This is a genomic window from Saezia sanguinis (assembly GCF_963921665.1).
Classification (GTDB): domain Bacteria; phylum Pseudomonadota; class Gammaproteobacteria; order Burkholderiales; family Burkholderiaceae_C; genus Saezia; species Saezia sanguinis.
Genome location: NZ_CAWUGC010000004.1, coordinates 47,320 through 66,918 on the forward strand (window position 1 = coordinate 47,320; position 19,599 = coordinate 66,918).

17 protein-coding genes are annotated in these 19,599 nt (G+C 54.8%); 12 read left to right on the forward strand and 5 right to left on the reverse strand.

The window, feature by feature from the left end; all coding sequences use genetic code 11:
- Positions 1-113: 113 nt before the first annotated feature.
- Together alaS and AACY98_RS03640 are read left to right on the forward strand one after the other, a co-directional pair.
- Positions 114-2,729 carry an alanine--tRNA ligase gene (gene alaS, locus AACY98_RS03635; RefSeq protein WP_339801723.1) on the forward strand — a complete coding sequence of 872 codons (2,616 nt, stop codon included), beginning with the start codon at positions 114-116 and terminating at the stop codon, positions 2,727-2,729.
- Positions 2,730-2,811: 82 nt separating this feature from the next.
- A complete protein-coding gene (locus AACY98_RS03640) occupies positions 2,812-3,414 on the forward strand; it encodes a hypothetical protein (protein WP_339801725.1) in 603 nt (200 codons plus the stop codon).
- A 29-nt stretch (positions 3,415-3,443) separates the two neighbouring features.
- On the opposite strand, the gene AACY98_RS03645 is transcribed toward AACY98_RS03640, so the two are convergent.
- Positions 3,444-3,869, reverse strand: a complete 426-nt coding sequence (locus tag AACY98_RS03645) for a hypothetical protein (RefSeq protein WP_339801728.1) — start codon at positions 3,867-3,869, stop codon at positions 3,444-3,446.
- Positions 3,870-4,159: 290 nt separating this feature from the next.
- Here AACY98_RS03645 and coaBC point away from each other — a divergent pair, with 290 nt between their 5' ends.
- The 5 genes from coaBC to AACY98_RS03670 all read left to right on the forward strand — a co-directional run bounded on the left by coaBC (position 4,160) and on the right by AACY98_RS03670 (position 8,606).
- Complete coding sequence (gene coaBC / locus AACY98_RS03650) at positions 4,160-5,374, forward strand: bifunctional phosphopantothenoylcysteine decarboxylase/phosphopantothenate--cysteine ligase CoaBC (RefSeq protein WP_339801731.1); 1,215 nt, start codon at positions 4,160-4,162, stop codon at positions 5,372-5,374.
- Positions 5,375-5,472: 98 nt separating this feature from the next.
- Positions 5,473-5,937, forward strand: a complete 465-nt coding sequence (gene dut, locus AACY98_RS03655; protein WP_339801734.1) for a dUTP diphosphatase — start codon at positions 5,473-5,475, stop codon at positions 5,935-5,937.
- Between the two features lie 8 nt (positions 5,938-5,945).
- A complete protein-coding gene (locus tag AACY98_RS03660) occupies positions 5,946-6,371 on the forward strand; it encodes a hypothetical protein (protein ID WP_339801736.1) in 426 nt (141 codons plus the stop codon).
- 64 nt (positions 6,372-6,435) lie between these two features.
- The gene (locus AACY98_RS03665) at positions 6,436-7,272 is read left to right on the forward strand and encodes a hypothetical protein (protein ID WP_339801739.1); all 837 of its coding nucleotides are present in this window, start codon (positions 6,436-6,438) and stop codon (positions 7,270-7,272) included.
- Positions 7,273-7,514: 242 nt separating this feature from the next.
- Positions 7,515-8,606 (forward strand): tetratricopeptide repeat protein, encoded by a 1,092-nt coding sequence (locus AACY98_RS03670; RefSeq protein WP_339801742.1) that lies wholly within the window; start codon positions 7,515-7,517, stop codon positions 8,604-8,606.
- Between the two features lie 194 nt (positions 8,607-8,800).
- Here the strand turns inward: AACY98_RS03670 and AACY98_RS03675 are convergent, their stop codons facing one another.
- Positions 8,801-9,244 (reverse strand): CBS domain-containing protein, encoded by a 444-nt coding sequence (locus tag AACY98_RS03675; RefSeq protein ID WP_339801745.1) that lies wholly within the window; start codon positions 9,242-9,244, stop codon positions 8,801-8,803.
- A 230-nt stretch (positions 9,245-9,474) separates the two neighbouring features.
- Here AACY98_RS03675 and AACY98_RS03680 point away from each other — a divergent pair, with 230 nt between their 5' ends.
- The 4 genes from AACY98_RS03680 to AACY98_RS03695 all read left to right on the forward strand — a co-directional run bounded on the left by AACY98_RS03680 (position 9,475) and on the right by AACY98_RS03695 (position 13,293).
- Positions 9,475-11,130 (forward strand): CTP synthase, encoded by a 1,656-nt coding sequence (locus AACY98_RS03680; RefSeq protein ID WP_339801748.1) that lies wholly within the window; start codon positions 9,475-9,477, stop codon positions 11,128-11,130.
- A gap of 125 nt (positions 11,131-11,255) precedes the next feature.
- Complete coding sequence (locus AACY98_RS03685; RefSeq protein WP_339801750.1) at positions 11,256-11,582, forward strand: DUF1330 domain-containing protein; 327 nt, start codon at positions 11,256-11,258, stop codon at positions 11,580-11,582.
- A gap of 90 nt (positions 11,583-11,672) precedes the next feature.
- Entirely contained in the window at positions 11,673-12,956 is a 1,284-nt protein-coding gene (eno, locus tag AACY98_RS03690; RefSeq protein WP_339801753.1) for a phosphopyruvate hydratase, read from the forward strand.
- A gap of 64 nt (positions 12,957-13,020) precedes the next feature.
- Positions 13,021-13,293: a septum formation initiator family protein gene (locus tag AACY98_RS03695; protein WP_339801756.1), complete on the forward strand. Its 273-nt coding sequence runs from the start codon at positions 13,021-13,023 to the stop codon at positions 13,291-13,293.
- A gap of 30 nt (positions 13,294-13,323) precedes the next feature.
- On the opposite strand, the gene AACY98_RS03700 is transcribed toward AACY98_RS03695, so the two are convergent.
- Complete coding sequence (locus AACY98_RS03700; RefSeq protein WP_339801758.1) at positions 13,324-13,959, reverse strand: FMN-dependent NADH-azoreductase; 636 nt, start codon at positions 13,957-13,959, stop codon at positions 13,324-13,326.
- 139 nt (positions 13,960-14,098) lie between these two features.
- Here AACY98_RS03700 and AACY98_RS03705 point away from each other — a divergent pair, with 139 nt between their 5' ends.
- Entirely contained in the window at positions 14,099-15,124 is a 1,026-nt protein-coding gene (locus AACY98_RS03705; RefSeq protein WP_339801760.1) for a LysR substrate-binding domain-containing protein, read from the forward strand.
- Between the two features lie 33 nt (positions 15,125-15,157).
- Here the strand turns inward: AACY98_RS03705 and AACY98_RS03710 are convergent, their stop codons facing one another.
- Both AACY98_RS03710 and AACY98_RS03715 read right to left on the reverse strand, forming a co-directional pair.
- On the reverse strand, positions 15,158-15,463 hold the full coding sequence (locus AACY98_RS03710) for a hypothetical protein (RefSeq protein ID WP_339801763.1): 306 nt from the start codon (positions 15,461-15,463) through the stop codon (positions 15,158-15,160).
- Positions 15,464-15,611: 148 nt separating this feature from the next.
- The gene (locus AACY98_RS03715) at positions 15,612-19,550 is read right to left on the reverse strand and encodes a DUF3683 domain-containing protein (protein WP_339801766.1); all 3,939 of its coding nucleotides are present in this window, start codon (positions 19,548-19,550) and stop codon (positions 15,612-15,614) included.
- Positions 19,551-19,599 lie beyond the last annotated feature (49 nt).

The window sequence follows — 19,599 nt, forward strand, 5'->3', positions numbered from 1 at the left end:
AAAGTTCGCGCAAATATCAGGCTACGCATAATTGAATGCCGGTCAAAACCGGCTTTTGATGCCAGAAAAGTTTGCGCCATAAAAACGATGTGAAAGTTAGCCAAAGGTTTTTCATGAAAGTCGCTGAGATTCGTTCCAAATTTTTGGAGTTTTTTGCCAAACGCGGGCATACCATTGTGCCGACATCATCGCTGGTGCCTGCCAATGACCCGACCCTGATGTTCACCAACTCGGGCATGGTGCAGTTCAAGGATGTGTTCCTGGGCACCGACGTGCGCCCTTACAAGCGGGCGGTTTCGGTGCAGGCGTGCCTGCGTGCCGGCGGCAAACACAACGATCTGGAAAATGTGGGCTATACCGCGCGCCACCATACTTTTTTTGAAATGCTGGGCAACTGGAGTTTTGGCGACTATTTCAAAAAAGAAGCGCTGCAATGGGCCTGGGAACTGCTGACGCAGGAATTCAAACTGCCGGCAGACCGCCTGTGGGCTACCGTCTATGCCGAAGATGACGAAGCCTATGACATCTGGACCAAAGACATTGGCCTGCCGCCTGAGCGTGTGATCCGCATTGGTGACAACAAGGGGTCGCGTTATGCGTCGGACAACTTCTGGATGATGGCCGATACCGGCCCATGCGGCCCGTGTTCAGAGATTTTCTATGACCACGGCCCGGAAGTGGCTGGCGGTCCGCCGGGAAGCCCCGACGAGGATGGCGACCGCTATATCGAAATCTGGAACAACGTGTTCATGCAGTTTGACATGAAGGCTGACGGCTCGCTGACCAAGTTGCCACACCCATGTGTGGATACCGGCATGGGGCTGGAGCGCATTGCCGCCATCATGCAGCACGTGCACAGCAATTATGAGATTGACCTGTTCCAGGCTCTGATCAAGGCGGCTGCCCAGGCCACCCATACAACGGATTTGAGCAACCCGTCTTTGAAAGTGATTGCCGACCATATCCGTGCAGCCGCGTTTTTGATTGCCGATGGCGTGATTCCCGGCAATGAAGGGCGCGGGCATACACAGCGCCGCATCATTCGCCGTGCCATTCGCCACGGTTACAAGCTGGGCTGTACAACACCTTTCTTTTACAAACTGGTGCCAGCACTGGTGGAGCAGATGGGTGCAGCGTATCCGAAACTGGTGGAACACAGCAACCGCATTACCGAAGTGATTGCCGCCGAGGAAAACCGTTTTTATGAAACGCTGGTGGACGGCATGGGCATTCTGGAAGCAGAACTGGCCTCAGGCGTGAAAGAGCTTTCAGGCGATGTGGCGTTCAAGCTGCACGATACCTATGGTTTCCCGCTGGACCTGACCGCCGACGTTTGCCGTGAGCGCGGTGTGAAAGTGGATGAGGCCGGCTTTAACATTGCGATGAACCATCAGAAAGAGCAGGCCAGGGCGGCCAGCAAATTCAAAATGGACAAGATACTGGAATACAGCGGTGTGCCCACAACATTTGAAGGCTACGAGCGCACCACGGTTCAGGGCGCCAAAGTCACGGCGCTGTATGTGGAAGGCTCACCGGTTGACAAAGTCGTTGCTGGGCAGCATGCCGTGGTGGTACTGGACCATACGCCGTTTTATGCCGAAAGTGGCGGCCAGGTGGGCGATCAGGGCATGTTGCGAGGCGGGCAGGATGCGGTTTTTGCCGTGCTGGATGTGCAGAAAATTCATGCCAATGTGTTTGGGCACCATGGGGTGCTGGAAAAAGGCGCGCTGCATATCGGTGATGCGCTGAATGCGCAGGTGAACGAAATTCTGCGCGGCGCAACCATGCGCAACCACAGTGCCACCCATCTGCTGCATAAGGCCTTGCGCGAGGTGCTGGGCAGCCACGTGCAGCAAAAAGGCTCACTGGTTGATTCAGACAAAACACGATTCGACTTTTCGCACGATGTGCCGGTAACGCGTGAACAGATGATTGACATTGAAAACCGCGTCAACATCGAGGTGCTGACCAATCAGGAAACGCATGCCCGCCTGATGGGGATAGAAGAAGCCCAAGAGAGCGGCGCCATGATGCTGTTTGGCGAAAAATACGGCGACGAAGTGCGTGTGCTTGACATTGGCTCCTCACGCGAATTGTGCGGTGGCACGCATGTGGAACGTACCGGTGATATTGGCCTGTTTAAGATTGTGTCCGAATCCGGTGTGGCCGCAGGCGTGCGCCGTATTGAGGCGGTTACGGGTTTGAACGCATTGCACTATCTGCAAAGCATGGAAGAAACCGTGCAGCAGTCGGCGGCCACCTTGCGTGCGGCCCCTGCCGAGCTGCAGCAGCGTATCGGGCAGACACTGGATGACATGCGTGCGCTGGAAAAGGAAATTGCGGCACTTAAGAGCAAGCTGGCAGCCAGCCAGGGCGATGAACTGGCCGAGCAGGCCAGTGATGTCAAGGGCGTGAAAGTGCTGGTGACCACGCTCGATGGGGCGGACGCCAAGATTCTGCGTGAAACCATGGACAAGCTCAAAGCCCGGCTTGGCAGCGCTGTGGTCCTGCTGGCGAGCACCGAGGGCAGCAAGATTCAACTGGCGGCCGGGGTGACCAAAGACCTTATCGGCAAGGTCAAGGCTGGTGAACTGGTGAACATGGTGGCGCAGCAGGTTGGCGGCAAAGGCGGCGGCAAGCCCGATATGGCCATGGCCGGCGGCACTGAGCCGGCACACCTGGGCTCTGCGCTGCAAAGCGTGACGCCGTGGTTGAGTGAACGGTTATAAACGTCGGTTGAGTCAGGACGTTATAAGATAAGGGGAAGGCGTGAAATCCTTCCCCTTTTTCATGAGCGTATGAAGGCAGGCAATGAAGCAGCAGCATGAGACTGTTTTTAGGCAGAATGTAACCACTATCCATGAAGTGCAAACCGGGCTTTACGAGCTGCACGGAAAGCATGATTTTGAACCTGGCTGGCAGCAGGGAGACCTTCTGTGGGTGGTGAGCTCAGAGGGCAGAAAGTTCATTGCCACTGTACAAAAGGTTCAGGGCCGGTTGGCACAGCTTTATATGTCCCGCGGCTATGAAGACGAAATGCAGGGCGATATTGCATTTGAATTGCTATTTTCTTTTCTTGCCTCTGTAGACGGTGCAGACAAGGTGATGAAAGTGACCCGAATATTTCCTGCCTGCCATTATGAAAAGATTGTGGCGTTTTCAGCGGATGCGCATCAGGTGGTGCTGGATATTCATCTGAGCATGTTTGAGCAGATTTTGCGCATCAACATGACAGAAATAGGCTCAGGCGGGTTTGAACCGTGGGAGGCGGAAAATGAGTTGCTCCAACTCGATTTTCGCAACTACCCCGATGGCATTCAGGTTCATCTGAGCTCAAATTATGGGCTGCAAGGAACGCTGACATGCAAAAAAGTACATGCCAGCCTGTTGCCGGTTTCTGCGCTCAAGTGTTAAAAATACTTTATTGATTCCATGAGCTGCGATCAGCCGGCGCCTGGGCAGGTGAGCGAGTTGGTGATGAGTTCCTGTTTATCATTCAGGTCAAACTCCACGCCATAGGTGTAAAACACTTCATTGTCGGGCTCGTTGTGCTGAAACATCAGGCTGCAATGCCAGATGCCGCTTTCGCCGTTTTCAGCCTGCAGGCACTCTTTTCTGATCAGGTTGTTGCCCGGCTCTTCAAACAGGCCAAGCAGCCCATAGAGGTATTCGCCCAATGTGCTTTGCCCTTCAGACATGAATACGCTCTTGCAGGACGGGTGGCCTGTAATGACCAGCGTATCATGTTGCAGCAGGGTGCGCAAAAGCTGCGGAGTGTCCGGCTCATTTGGCGTATTGCCGTTTGCCTGGGCCATGGCTGTCAGCGGCATCAGTAAACAAAGGCAAATGGAGCAAAACAGTTTTTTCATAGGTGGTACCGTATATAAAAAGACAAAGATCATCAACTGCCACACCCGTGTGCCAGGGTGTAACGGGCGCTATGATCAGGCATAAAATTCATTCTACATGATGTATGAAATTCAGCTTCTGTGACTGCCACCGGGTGTTTGCCATGATGCGTTGAGGGAACAGCATGTGTTCAAAAGCACTTTTTATTTGCAGAATGCCTGTATTTGAATTGCCAGTCTTTGCGGCCAATGGACGTAAACCATGGCATACTGCGGGGTTGAGAGCATGACCAAAAGGATGGGCGAAGAAGATGCGTGACCTTCAAGGCAAACATATTGTTCTGGGTCTTACAGGCGGTGTGGCTGTTTACAAGGCGGCTGAATTATGCCGCCTGCTGCAAGCCAATGGGGCCACCGTACAGGTGGTGATGACCGACGCGGCGTGCCAGTTCATCACACCGATGACCATGCAGGCGCTGTCGGGCAGGCCGGTGTATACCTCGCAATGGGACCTGCGGCAGAATAACGCCATGGCGCATATCAACCTGACGCGCCAGGCCGATGCCATTGTAGTGGCGCCGGCTTCGGCTGATTTTATGGCGCAGCTGGTCGCTGGGCGTGCCTCAGAGTTGCTGGCTTTACTGTGCCTGGCCCGCCCTGCGGAACGCTGCCCGCTGTTGCTGGCACCCGCGATGAACCGTGAAATGTGGGTGCACCCGGCAACCCAGCGCAATGTGCAGCAAGTGGTGCAGGATGGTGCCATCATCATGGGGCCTGCTTCCGGTGCGCAGGCATGTGGCGAAGTCGGTCAGGGCCGGATGCTGGAAGCACAGGAAATGCTGGATGTCCTGGTGGCCTATTTTCAGCCCAAAGTGCTGTCCGGGCGGCGTGTACTGGTTACGGCCGGGCCGACGTTTGAGCCGATTGACCCGGTACGTGGCATTACCAACCATTCCAGCGGCAAAATGGGGTTTGCCATTGCACGCGCAGCCAGCGAAGCCGGTGCCGATGTAACGCTGGTGGCAGGCCCGGTGGTGCTTGACACCCCGGCGGGGGTGCAGCGTATGGATGTGCAGACCGCTCAGCAGATGTTTGACGCGGTGATGGATTGTGTGCGTGCGCATGATATTTTTATTGCGACTGCGGCAGTGGCCGACTGGCGACCGGCCAAAACCTCCGATTACAAAATCAAAAAGAATGGCAGCCGTGTTGCGCCTCAGTTTGAGCTGGAAGAAAACCCCGATATTCTGGCAAGCGTTGCAGCGTTGCCCGAGCGTCCTTACTGCGTGGGTTTTGCCGCTGAAAGCCATGACCTGCTGCACCATGCCAGGGAGAAACGCCAGCGGAAAAATATTCCGCTGATTGTCGGCAACCTGGGGCCGGCCACTTTCGGGCAGGACGACAATGTGCTGCTGCTGGTGGATGATGACGGCGTGAAAGAACTGGTACGGGCCGATAAACTGACGCTGGCGCGGCAACTGGTGGCTGAAATAGCGCAGCGGGTCAACGCACAGAAAACCGCTTAATACCCGTTTTACCCGCTTGTCACAGACCGAATTTTAAAAATTGATCAGCAGCAACAATGGCTGTTGCTGCTACAGAATATAGATTGGAAGTTATGAACATGAATGCATCCCCGGCCCCCATTGAACTCAAACTGCTTGACCCGCGCATGAAAGACTATCTGCCGCGTTATGCCACAACCGGCAGCGCCGGGCTGGATCTGCATGCCTGCATAGATGCGCCTGTTACACTGGAGCCCGGCGCCACGCAGATGATCGGCACGGGGTTGGCCATTCACATCGGCAACCCCGGGCTGGCCGCAGTGATTCTGCCGCGCTCTGGCCTGGGTTCCAAACACGGTATTGTGCTGGGCAATCTGGTGGGGCTGATCGACAGCGATTACCAGGGGCAGTTGCTGATTGCGGCCTGGAACCGCGGCCAGACTGCCTACACGTTGCAGCCGTTTGAGCGCCTGGCGCAACTGGTGATTGTGCCGGTGGTACAGGCTCAGTTTCAGGTGGTGGATGAGTTCGGGCAGGAGACTGCACGTGGCACCGGCGGGTATGGTTCTACCGGGAAAAGCTGATTTTGAAGATGAGTGCTATGGATTATGATATTTGTATTCAGGTACATCAGTCATTAAATGCTGATGTACTCGAAGCGTTGGACCGGCTGGCCCAAAGTCATGAGTTAAAGTTTGAGGCCAGTGAATATGACGCGAAAGATGAGTTCCTTAACCTCTTTTTTAAAGGCCAGCAGTTTGACAATGTTCGCATGTTCTGGAACGAGCTGCAGGCTCAGGTGGAGGAGGGAAATTCTCCGCTAAGCATCTTAAAGCCGTATTGGATTGTGGTTCTGGTGCTTGACCAAAACTGGGATCGTTACATTCTTTTGGCACATGCAGATGAAAGTCAGCAAGGACAGATAGATCCATGTCCGCAGGATGACAACTGGGATGCTTATTGGGCACAGTATGATCAAAGACATGATGCGGATTTTGAAGATAGCGGCACATCGTGATGGATTTCGACCAGGCTGGGGGCGCATGGCACTGCCGGGAATAATGCTTGCCAACAGGTGATTTATGCGGCCGTTTTTTGGAGCGATTGATTTTGTGGTGTGCCAGGCGGCCAATGAGGCGGAGCTGGTCGGTGCTCTGAGCCGTTTTTTCAGCCATATACTGTCTGCGCCAACGCAAGGTGTTTTTAACCGACTCAATACCCGGCAGGTCATCGTGAACCCCTGGGCCAGGCATAAAGTGGTGTCGCTGGACATTGCACGCTGGTACAAAGAAGATGCCCTCCATGAAACGGATACGCACTTGCTGGATCTGCTTGCGGGCGAGGCCATATATCTGCTGGAGCAGGATGCCGACCGGGAGCACATAGAACAGGCCACGCAGCGTTTCTGGTTGCGACTCAAGGCGGCAGAGGCTGAAGTTGCAGAGCGCCTGCGATCAGCGGAGGCTCAAGGCACAACAAGCACAGGAACGAGCACAAGTATTGGCACAAAGAGCGCTGAGCCTTTGGCCACAGGCACGCTGAGCAGGCTGAAACGCTGGTACCGGCGCCATCGCGATCCGTCCGTGGTATTAAACGATTTTTATGAAAAAACCATCACGGGTCTGGAAAAGCAGCAGGGCAAAGTGAAAATCACGTTGCTTGAACTTCAGGATGAGGCGTTGCAAGACATGCCGGATGAGATGCGGGTTGTGGTCAAGGATCTCTCTGGCGATCTGCACGGTGAACTGTATGTGGATATGCACCGCCTGAGCGTCAGGGGGCACTGGCGCTGGCCGATGGAAACCGAAGCCGACCGGAGCGTGAATTACCATGATGAACTGGCTGCCCTGCTTGGGCAATGGGGGTATCCGATTGGCGGCGCTGACATGCCTGGCTCGTGCAATGCGGCAGGGCAATGAAATTTTTGACAGAGGCTATGGCCGCTGTAAAAACGACTGATAAAGTTTGGGTTGCATGAGGGTTTTGATCACCCGGTTGCCAGATTCCAAATGAATTTTGCGTATGCAGTTTTTCTGATTTGGTACGCGATATATAAACCCTTTAATTTCAGAAAATGGTATGTTTAGCCATGCTATTTTGCAGAGACTGAAAATATCTCGCTATTGAAAGAGTCTAAAGAATCAGGGAGGACAAGATAACAGTGGTTACACATACCGATACCCATAATGAGGGAGCAAAGAGGCAGGCCCATCAGGCGTTTGAACAAGGCGCTGTTTTTTACCAGCAGGGTTTGTCAACGGATGATAAAAAGGAACTCAATCAAAAGTTCAACGAAGCGGCCACACTCTTTACTGTGGCAGCAGAGCATGGACATGCTGATGCGCAGTATACGTTGGCCCAGATTTATGCTTCAGATTTTATTTCAGGGTTGGATGAGCATGGCCATGACCAGATTGACCATGAAAAAGCGGTGTATTGGTTAAAACGCCTGATACGGCAATGCGAGCTTCCTACCGACGAATCTGAGAGGTTCAAATACACGCAAGAGGCCCTTGAATTATTAGGAAGAATGACATGGTGGGGAATCGGTTGTGTGCCTGACAAGGCCCAGGCCGTGGCGTATTTTCAGGCCGCAGCCGCCCAGGGTGATGAAGAGGCTAAGCTGGCTTTATTTATTATCTATTTCACCTCTGATTATGGTACGCAGGATGAGCGTTTACAGTCATTGCAATGGCTCACCGATGAATTGGACGATGAGGATGACGGCCCTGATGGACATAAAGTTGTTCTGGCTTGCTACTATCTGGGAGATGGAGAAAAAAGGCCTGCAGATTATGCTCAAGCGGCCTGCTGGTTTTCAGGTGCAGTGCAAGAGTATGTGTCATGTTTCTTTGAATTTGAACGAGATGAGCCGTTGCCGGTTTATACGCAGCCTTTACATAAAGACAGCGCTATGCCTGATATTGAGCGCTTAGCCAATGCGGGAGACGTTGATGCCATGTATTTAGCAGGGTGGCGGTGCATGAAAGGAATGGGTGTTTCAAAAGATGTACGCCAGGCCCTTTTATGGTGGGAAAAAGCCGCAGCCTGTGGTTATTTGCCGGCCCTGTTTCAGATTGGACGGCATTATGCGCAGGGGCTTGTCGGGGTGACCCAAGATGAGAAAAAAGCGGCAGAAGCTTATTTTGAGGCTTGCAAATCTTTTTCTGTACAAAACGGGTTTGACGCCGAAAAAGTTGAAGAGAATGAGCCGCCATTGGCACAGTGTTTAAGAATGTTAGGCTATTTGTAAGACGCAAATATACGGGTGTGTAACCCAGGGGCTTTTAGACAAAGCGCGCCTGTTTTTCTTTCATCCGGATGCATACCCCGGTCAAACGCGCTGCAGTATTTGCCTTTGGCTATTTGAAAACGGGCGGCGGGTGCATGTTGTGTAATGAATGTTGTGTGATATCGCCTGGGGGCTGGGGCTTGGCTGCCGAAGATTCAGCCTTCTTCCGGCCAGGTTTTGATATAGGCCTTGAGCAGGCTGTTTTCAAAGTCCTTGGCTTCCAGCACGGCTTTGGCCACGTCATACAGGCTGATCAGCCCGACCAGCTGGTCTTTTTCCATGACGGGCATGTAGCGGGCATAGTTGCCGCTGATGATGACGCGCTCAATCTCGTCCATGCTGGTTTGTGGCGTGCAGGTCAGCGGGGCATCGTCCATGACGGTGCGCACCTGCATGTGTGACCACTGTTCAGGGTGTTCGGTCAGGGCTTTGATCAGTTCGCGGAAGGTCAGCAGGCCGACAACGGCCCCATGCGATACAACAACCAGCGAGCCGATCTGGTTTTGAGCCATGACGGCAGCAGCGTGTTGCAGCGGGTCATCAGGTGTGACGGTAAACAGTCCCTGGCCTTTGATGCGTAAGATATCGCTGACATTCATGGCGGAAAACCCTGTAAAAAATGGAAATCATAGCATGATGGCGCATTACACCAGCATCTGAGGTGAAAGATACCTTAATTGCACCGATCATGTATACCGCAATGTTGCCTTGTAGACAGCAATACCATGACTTAGTGCGCTATCCGTAGCCAAGTTTTGCCAGATCGTTATAATCACGTTTTACCTGCTTTGCGAAAAGCTCAAATAAGCTGTATCGCCTCAACTGCACAATGACTAAATTCGTTTTCGTCACCGGCGGTGTCGTGTCCTCCTTAGGTAAGGGCGTGGCTGCTGCTTCCTTGGCTGCGATCCTTGAATCGCGCGGCCTCAAAGTCACCCTCATAAAAATGGACCCGTATCTGAACGTGGACCCGGGTACGATGTCTCCGTTTCAGCATGGCGAGGTTTTTGTCACCGATGACGGTGCTGAAACCGACCTGGATCTGGGGCATTATGAGCGTTTTATCAGTACGCGCATGCGCAAGGCCAACAACTTTACCAGCGGCCAGATTTACAAGAGCGTGCTGGAAAAAGAGCGCCATGGCGATTACCTGGGCAAAACGGTGCAGGTGATTCCGCATGTGACCAATGAAATCCAGGCCTACATTAAAAAAGGCGCCGGGCTGGATACGCCCGATGCGGTGGATGTGGCGATTGTGGAAATTGGCGGTACGGTGGGTGATATTGAGTCGCAGCCGTTCCTGGAGGCAGTGCGCCAGATGAGCCTGCGCCTGGGGCCTGATCAGACCGCATTTGTGCACCTGACCTATGTGCCGTGGATTCCATCGGCTGGCGAGCTGAAAACCAAACCGACCCAGCATACGGTGCAAAAGCTGCGTGAAATCGGTATTCAGCCTGATGCGCTGTTGTGCCGGGCTGACCGTTATATTCCCGATGAAGAGCGGGACAAGATTTCGCTGTTCACCAACGTGGTGACCAATGGCGTGATTTCGGTGCCTGACGCCGATACCATCTATAAAGTACCCCGTATTCTGCATGAACAGGGGCTGGATGACCTGATCTGCAAAAAACTGCATCTGAACTGCCAGCCGGCCAATCTGCAACGCTGGGATGCGCTGGTGTATGAGGTGGAGCATCCCAAGGATGAGATCAAGGTGGCGATGGTGGGCAAGTATGTGGACTTGTCGGACTCCTACAAGTCGCTCAATGAGGCGCTGCGCCATGCCGGCATTCATAACCACGCCAAAGTGAACATCAGCTATATCGACTCGGAAACCATCTGCGCTGATAACGTCAACCAGTTGGGCCGTTATGATGCCATTCTGGTGCCGGGCGGGTTTGGCATTCGCGGCGTCGAAGGCAAGATTGCCACGGCACGTTATGCGCGTGAGCATCGCATTCCCTACCTGGGCATTTGTCTGGGTATGCAGGTTGCAACCATTGAATACGCGCGTAACATGGCCGGTTTGCAAAATGCCAACAGTACCGAATTTAATCCGGATACGCCCGAGCCGGTGATTGCCCTGATTACCGAATGGCGCGACCGTGAAGGCAATCTGCAGCAGCGCAGTGCCCAGTCGGACATGGGCGGCACCATGCGGCTGGGGGCGCAAAGCTCCGACGTGCAGCCTGGTACATTGGCACACCAGATTTATGGTGATGTGGTGACCGAGCGGCACCGGCATCGATATGAAGCCAACGTGAACTACCTGGACCAACTGCGTGCAGCCGGGCTGGTGATTTCCGCACTGACGCAGCAGGAGCACCTGACTGAGATTGTCGAGCTGCCGCAGACGGTGCACCCCTGGTTCATGGGGGTGCAGTTCCACCCGGAATTCAAGTCCACACCGTGGAACGGGCATCCGCTGTTCAATTCTTTTATTCATGCTGCGCTGGAGCACAAGACGCAACAGGACAAAAACTAGAGTCTGTTAGCACGTCCTGAATCAGGCTACAATCGCGCCAGGCAGCCTGCGGGCTGCTCTGGTGACGTGATCAGGGGTGTTGTGATTGTGTCATACTGCGTTTTAATTTACAGGAGCAATATCTCATGAGTGCATACATCATTGCCTATGTGGATGTGACCAATCCCCAGCAGTATGAAGAATATAAAAAACTTTCCACCATTGCCATGAACACCTATCACGCGCAGATTTGCGTGCGTGGCGGGGCGGTGGAGGTGCTGGAAGGCGACTGGAGTCCGGCGCGTATGGTGGTGCTGAAGTTTCCCAACATGCAGGGCGCCAGGCAGTTTTACAATTCACCCGAATACCGTGCGGCGCGTGATGCCCGTGCCGGGGCTGCTGTGATGCGCATGATTGCGGTGGATGGTTTTGATAATGACGACAACGACGACAGCGACTTGATGGATACGTGAGATTGCAGCGTTCAGCAGGCAGGCGCAGATTGGCGCTGTCAGAGCTTGTCCCCCCATTTTTATAACTTAGATGCGTTTGAGAGGTTTTTCATGAGTGCTATTGTTGATATCATCGGCCGCGAAATCATGGACAGTCGCGGTAACCCAACCGTGGAATGCGATGTGTTGCTGGAGTCGGGCGCCATGGGGCGTGCCGCCGTTCCCAGTGGTGCATCCACCGGCAGCCGTGAAGCCATAGAGCTGCGCGACGGCGATAAAAGCCGTTTTAACGGAAAAGGCGTTCTGAATGCGGTGGAGCATATCAATACCGAAATTTCTGAAGCCATTCTGGGGCTGGATGCATCTGAACAATCGTTTCTGGACCAGACGCTGATTGAGCTTGATGGTACTGACAATAAAAGCCGCCTGGGTGCCAATGCGATGCTGGCCGTATCGATGGCGGTGGCGCGCGCTGCGGCCGAAGAATCCGGCCTGCCGCTGTACCGTTATTTTGGCGGCATGGGCAGTGTGCAACTGCCGGTGCCGATGATGAACGTGATCAACGGCGGCGCACATGCCAATAACAACCTGGACGTGCAGGAGTTCATGATTTTGCCGGTGGGCGCGCCGACATTCCGCGAAGCCATTCGCTATGGCGCTGAAATTTTCCATACACTCAAATCCATCATCAATGACAAAGGCATGAGCACTGCCGTGGGTGATGAAGGTGGTTTTGCGCCCAGCGTCAACGGACAGGAAGCCGCTATCGAGCTGATTTTGCAGGCAATCGAAAAGGCCGGCTATACCGCCGGAGAGCAGGTGGTTCTGGGGCTGGACTGCGCATCCAGCGAATTTTACAAAGACGGCAAATATGTGCTGGGCGGCGAAGGCCTGACACTCAATTCTGAAGAGTGGATTGACATGCTGGCCAACTGGTGCAGCAAATACCCGATCATCAGCATTGAAGACGGCATGGCCGAAAACGACTGGGACGGCTGGGAGAAACTGACGCTGCGCCTGGGTGACAAGGTGCAGCTGGTGGGTGACGATCTGTTTGTGACCAACACCAAAATCCTCAAAGAAGGTATTGAGCGCGACGTTGCCAACTCCATTCTGATCAAAATCAACCAGATCGGCACCCTGAGCGAAACGTTTGCCGCCATTGAAATGGCCAAGCGCGCCAACTATACGTCAGTGATCAGCCACCGTTCGGGTGAAACCGAAGACTCCACCATTGCCGATATTGCCGTGGGGACCAATGCCGGACAGATCAAAACCGGTTCGATGAGCCGCTCTGACCGCATGGCGAAATACAACCAACTGCTGCGCATTGAGGAAGACCTGGGCGATGTTGCGGTTTACCCGGGACGTTCGGCCTTTTATAATTTGCGGTAAGATAGGAATATTTGCTGTATATTTCAGGCAGTTTAGAGGTTAATTCCCCTTTGATGACATTGTCATGCGTTTTTTAATTGCCGCTGTGCTTACCGCGCTGCTCGCGCTGATCCAGTATGAACTCTGGTGGGGCGAGGGCAGCAGCATTGCCCACATGAAAACGCTGCAAACACAACTGACTGATGCGCAAAAAAGCAATGCGCAGTTGCGCCTGCGTAACGCCCAGTTACGCGCCGAAGTGCAGGATCTGGGCGAAGGCAGCGAAATTCTGGAAGAGCAGGCCCGCAGAGAGCTGGGCATGCTCAAACCCAACGAAGTTCTGATTCAGTTGCGCTGACTTTTTTTCTGCTGTTGATTTGATGCCTGTTCAGGCTGCCAGCAGGTATTTCTCTGCCCTGACCAACTCGGTAATCTGCTGCTCGGCTTGTTCTATGGCCTGGGCCCGGTGCTGCTCTGACAGGCCGATGCCTTCGGCTCTGATCACAGTGACGTTTTTAAGCCCCATCAGCCCAAGTATGGATACCAGAAATGGTTCCTGAAAATCATGCTCGCGTAGCGCTTCGGTGCTGTAAAGATTACCGCGCGATGAAATGATGAACACAGGCTTGTCATCAACCAGTCCCACGGGGCCGTGAGGCCCGTATTTGAAGGTCCGCCTGGCTTGGCACACCTGGTCAATCCAGGCTTTCAGGTGGCTCGGTATGCTGTGGTTGTACATCGGCGCGCCGATCACCAGCATGTCGCAGGTCATTAACTCCTGGATAGCCCAGTCGATTTCAGCGATTTCTGCCGTGACCGATTCGGGCAGATCGTTATTTTGCCCACTGCGCATGGCCTGCATGGCCGCAGCCGATAAATGGTTCGGCGGGTTAAGCCCGACATCCCGATGGATCACCTGTACATCAGCATACTTTTGCCGTAAAGCGGCAATGAATTTGGCGCCCAGCATGCGTGAGGTGGAAGTTGATGCGAAGGGGCTGGAGTCAATGTGCAGAATGTTCATGGCAGTATTCCTTTCCGTTGTTCAATAGCTGCAAAGGCTGTATCAATGAATAAAGTGTAATTGTTTTATTTTTGAAATAAAATACCGAAAAATATGATTTTATGTTCTAAAAATAGAACGATTAAGCAGGTGACTGACGATGAAGCAACACGACATTTGCGATGAACTCGGCGATATGGCCTGTTTTGCGGCGGTGGCTCAGTATCAGGGGTACACCCAGGCGGCGCGTATGCTGGGGCTGTCCAAATCATTCATGAGCCGTCGTGTTGCACGGCTGGAGGAGCACCTGGGGGTGCAGTTGATCAAGCGCACATCGCGCCACTTTTCGCTGACAGAGACCGGACTGCAATATGCACAGCAATGCAACCGCATGCTGGAGCAGGCCGAGATGGCCAGGCAGGTGATCAGCAACGTGCAAAACAGGCCCCAGGGGTGGCTGAAAGTCAGCGCCCCAGTGATGATGACGCAATTGCTGCTGGCGCCGATGCTGCCAGGATTTTTGCAACGCTACCCCGATGTGCACCTGGAACTGCTGGCTGCAAGCCATGAAGTGAATATTTTGAATGAAGGCATTGATCTGGCGATCTGTGCCAGGGCGCTGCCTTTGGCTGATTCCGGTTTACGCATGAGAACACTGGGGCTGCAGCAGGATATTGTGGTGGCAAGCCCTGCCTGGATCGAAAAGCACAAAAGCCAACTGACCGGCTTAGACAGTTTGAGTCATTTGCCTACACTGGTGCAGGCGGCTGCCGGGGCACAGGCCGAGGGCAGTCTGACATGGGCGTTGCAGCACAAAGCGGCGCTTCAGCGTCAAGCTGGCCGCAAAGGCAAGGCCGATAAGGATCACCTGCTGCCGGCAGCGCCAGAGCAGCACCGTATCAGGCTTGCGCCTTATCTGGTTTCCAACAACCTAGCGGTCTTGATTCAGGCCGTGCTTGCCGGGGCCGGTGTTGCATTGTTGCCGCAGGCGTTCTGCCAGCCCGAATTTGAGAAGGGCTCGTTGCAGCAGTTATTTCCTGAATGGTCTTCGCCTGAAACCATTTATGCGGTATTTGCCTCGCGGCTGGACACATCGCTGGCGTTAAAGGTTTTTCTTGAATATCTGGTGGAACGCCTGGACGCCAGGCCGCATGGCTTATTTGAAAAATTTTATTTTGCACCCTGACATGCATGGCATGCACGGTGTTTTCACTTCGCTTTAATCGTCACCATCGTCAACGGTGGTGTCATCTTCCAGTAGCGTGCCATCGCTGAGCATTTCAAAACCAGTTCTGAATCCGGTCGTGAAAATAAGCAGGAATCTTTGATAACCATCCACTTCGATTCTGACGCCGCCGTTTTCCCCTGCTTTTCTGAGCAGGTAGGTTTTCCAGCGGCCAAGGTTGTCGGGTGACTGGATATGGGTTTTGGGCGGCAAGGCGGACAGTTCGCTGAAGGATTTTGTTTTGAGCTGCGCGAGGTATTTTTCCTGAAAAGTCAAAAATGCGTCTGCGGATTGGCTCATGCTTGTTTCCTTTGGCCTGCGCCGGTATGGCCGGCCCTTGGCTGGATGTCAGACCAACAACAATAACAACAGGTCCGCCACAGCGCTCAGGCTGTGGCGAAAGTGTGTTGGTGTTGAAATGCTGCTGGCTGCAAAGCAGCCATGCACATTACAACAATACCCGTTCAATCCCGTCGGTGCTGGCATGGCGGATGTAATCGGCCATCCAGTGCTCGCCCAGGATGGTGCGCGCCATTTCCACCACCACATAATCGGCTTCGAGCAGGCCGCTGTTGAGGTCATGGTTGTAGCGCGACAGGCCTTGCAGGCAGCTTGGGCATGAGGTGAGGATTTTCAGGTTACGCTGCGGCTGCACACCGTTTTCGGGCGTGGCGACCTGTTCGCGCATGGTTTTTTCGTCCTTGCGCAGTTCTTCCACTTTGCGAAAGCGGACCTGGGTGGCCACGTCAGGGCGCACCACACCGAACGCACCGGACTCACCGCAGCAACGGTCATTTTTCATGACGTGCGGGCCGACCAGCCCTTTGACGGTTTTCATCGGGTCCTGCAGTTTCATCGGCGAGTGACACGGGTCATGGTACAGGTAGGCATTGTCCTGTGTTGGCAGGGTGATGCCTTTTTCCAGCAGATACTCGTGAATGTCGATGATGCGCGAGCCGGGGAAAATTTTGTCAAACTCGTAACCGATGATCTGGTCGTAGCAGGTGCCGCAACTGACCACCACGGTTTTGATGTCCAGGTAATTCAGCGTATTGGCCACGCGGTGGAACAGTACCCGGTTGTCGGTGATGATCTGGTTGGCTTTCTCAAACTGGCCGGCGCCGCGCTGCGGGTAACCGCAGCACAGGTAGCCCGGCGGCAGTACGGTCTGTACGCCCGCATGCCACAACATGGCCTGCGTGGCCAGCCCGACCTGCGAGAACAGGCGCTCAGAACCACAGCCGGGGAAGTAAAACACGGCTTCAGCATCGGGCGTTGTGGTTTTGGGGTTGCGGATCACCGGCACGTATTCGCGGTCTTCAATGTTGAGCAGCGCGCGTGCGGTGCGCTTGGGCAGCCCGTCGGGTAGTTTTTTGTTGACAAAGTGCACAATCTGCTCGCGCAGCGGCGCTTTGCCCACTGTAGCCGGCGGGTGCTTGACCTGCAGGCTGGCAAAGCCGCGCAGCACGTCATTGCCCAGCCGCTGGGCCTTGTAACCCAGGCTCATGGCGGTGCGGGTGGCCTTGATGGTTTCGGGCTTGGTCGAGTTCAGGAAGAACATCGCCATTTTGCCGGCCATGTTGGTACGGCCTTCGCCCAGTTGGTGCAGCAGGTTGCGCATGTTCATGCTGACGTCGCCATAGTCAATGTTGACCGGGCAGGGCGCCAAGCAGCGGTGGCAGACGGTGCAGTGTTCTGCAATGTCGGCAAATTCGTCCCAGTGGCGGATGGAGATGCCGCGCCGGGTCTGCTCTTCATACAGGAAGGCTTCAATCAGCAAAGAGGTGCCCAGGATTTTATTGCGCGGCGAATACAGCAGGTTGGCCCGCGGCACATGGGTTGAGCATACCGGCTTGCATTTACCGCAGCGCAGGCAGTCTTTAACCGAATTGGCGATATTGCCGATGTCTGAGCGCTGCATCAGCAGCGACTCATACCCAAGCAGGCCAAAGCTGGGTGTATAGGCGTTGGTCAGGTCGGCCTTGACCGGCCCGTGCCGCAGCAGCTTGCCGTAGTTAAAGCGTCCTTCCGGGTCGACTTTTTGTTTGTAGGCTTCAAAGTCGCCGATTTCGGCATCCGAGAGGAATTCCAGCTTGGTGATGCCAATGCCGTGTTCACCGGAGATGACGCCATCGAGCGAGCGCGCCAGCGCCATGATGCGCTTGACCGCCGCATGCGCGGTGCGCAGCATTTCGTAGTCGTCAGAGTTGACCGGAATGTTGGTGTGCACGTTGCCGTCGCCCGCGTGCATGTGCAGCGCAACAAACACGCGTGAACGCAGCACACGTTTGTGAATGGCCTGGCATTCATCGAGTACCGGCTTGAAAATAGGGCTGCTGAACATTTCGCGCAGCGGCTGGCGGATCTGTGTTTTCCACGAGGCGCGCAGGCTGTGGTCCTGCAACTGCTCAAAAATGGTGGCGCTGCCGTCTGCCGGAGCGTTGTCCATGGTGTTGAGCCAGGTTTGCCATTGCTCACGGACTTTGTTCAACAGTTTCAGCGCCAGGGCAATGCGCTCCTGCACCACATCTTCTGAGGGCACGGCGTCATCCGAATCGCTTTTGCCCAGCGGGATATGGCCGCGCTGGAAAAACTGTATCAGCTCATCTGCCAGCCTGAGTTTGTTTTGCAGCGAGAGTTCGATGTTGATGTGCTCAATGCCGTTGGTGTATTCGCCCATGTGCGGCAGCGGTATCACCACGTCTTCATTGATTTTGAACGCGTTGGTATGGCGGCTGATAGCGGCGGTGCGCTTGCGGTCGGCCCAGAATTTTTTGCGTGCTTCGGGGGTGATGGCGATAAAGCCTTCGCCGCTGCGGCTGCCGGCCAGCCGGACCACTTCGTTGGTGACCAGTTCCACCGCTTCAGGGTTGTCGCCCACAATGTCGCCAAACAGCGCCATTTTGGGCAGGTCGGCATTATGCTGGGTGGACTTGGTCACGTAGCCTACAGCGCGCAGATAGCGCTCATCCAGGTGTTCAAGACCTGCCAGCAGCACCGGTACGCGGCCCAGCTCGGGTTTGCCGGGGATTTCGACGCCGCCGTCTTTGACCAGCGAGAACATGTAGTCTTTGATTTCAACAATGCTGGGCACCACGTCTTTGGCGTTGCCGAAAAACTCCAGGCAAACCGTGCGGGTATGCTCGGGCATGCGGTGCACCACCCAGCGCGCGCTGGTGATGATGCCGTCGCACCCTTCCTTTTGCACGCCGGGCAGGCCGCTGAGGAATTTGTCGGTGACGTCTTTGCCCAGGCCTTCTTTGCGGAAGCGCTGCCCCGGAATATCGAGCCGTTCGGTGCGGATGGGTGTTTTGCCATCCATTTCGAAGTATTGCAGTTCAAAGCTGGCCACTTCAGCGTCGTGAATTTTGCCCAGGTTGTGGTTGATGCGGGTGACTTCGAGCCACTGCATGTCAGGGGTGACCATGCGCCAGGAGACCAGATTGTCCAGCGCCGTACCCCACAGCACGGCTTTTTTGCCGCCGGCGTTCATGGCGATGTTGCCGCCCACGCACGAGGCTTCGGCCGAGGTGGGGTCTACTGCGAATACAAAACCGGCCGCTTCGGCTGTTTCGGAGACGCGTTGTGTCACCACACCGGCTTCGGTATGGATGGTGGGCACCGGATGATCGACGCCGGGAATGTCAATTTGCTCTACAGCCGAAATGGTGTCGAGCTTTTCGGTATTGATGACTGCGGTTTGCCAGATCAGCGGAATGGCGCCGCCCGTATAGCAGGTGCCGCCGCCACGCGCAATGATGGTCAGCCCCAGATCAATACAGTCTTTCACCAGTTTGGCGATTTCCTGTTCGCTGTCGGGGGTGAGCACGACAAACGGGTATTCCACGCGCCAGTCGGTGGCGTCGGTCACATGGGAAACGCGCGACAGGCCATCAAAGCAGATGTTGTCGTTGCGGGTGTGTTTGCCAAACACATGGCGGGCCCGCTGGCGCAGTTCCTGCGTGGCATGCAGCGAGTCGGCAAAGTCGTCAATGGATTTGCGGGTGAGCCCGATCAGCTCGCCGACCATTTCGTCGCGTTGCAGGTCTTGCTGCGGCTGGCGGCGTTTCTGGCATTCGCGAATGCGGTGCTGCAGGGCGTCAATCAACTGGCCGCGGCGTTTGGGATTATCAAGCAGGTCGTCCTGCAGGTAGGGGTTGCGGCGTGCAACCCAGATGTCACCCAGAATCTCATAGATCATGCGCGCAGAACGGCCCGTCTGGCGTTCGCTGCGCAAGGCCTGCATCAGCTCCCAGCCACGATCGCCAAGCAGGCGCCGGATGATTTCCTGGTCGGAGAAGGAGGTGTAGTTATAGGGTATCTCCCGCAGCCGAGGTGCGTTCTCATGGGTAGCCAGCAAATTCTCAATTGTCGTGGGTGCGTTCATGGATTCTGTCAATGTATGTATAAATCATTTGCGCTGAAGTACAAATTTG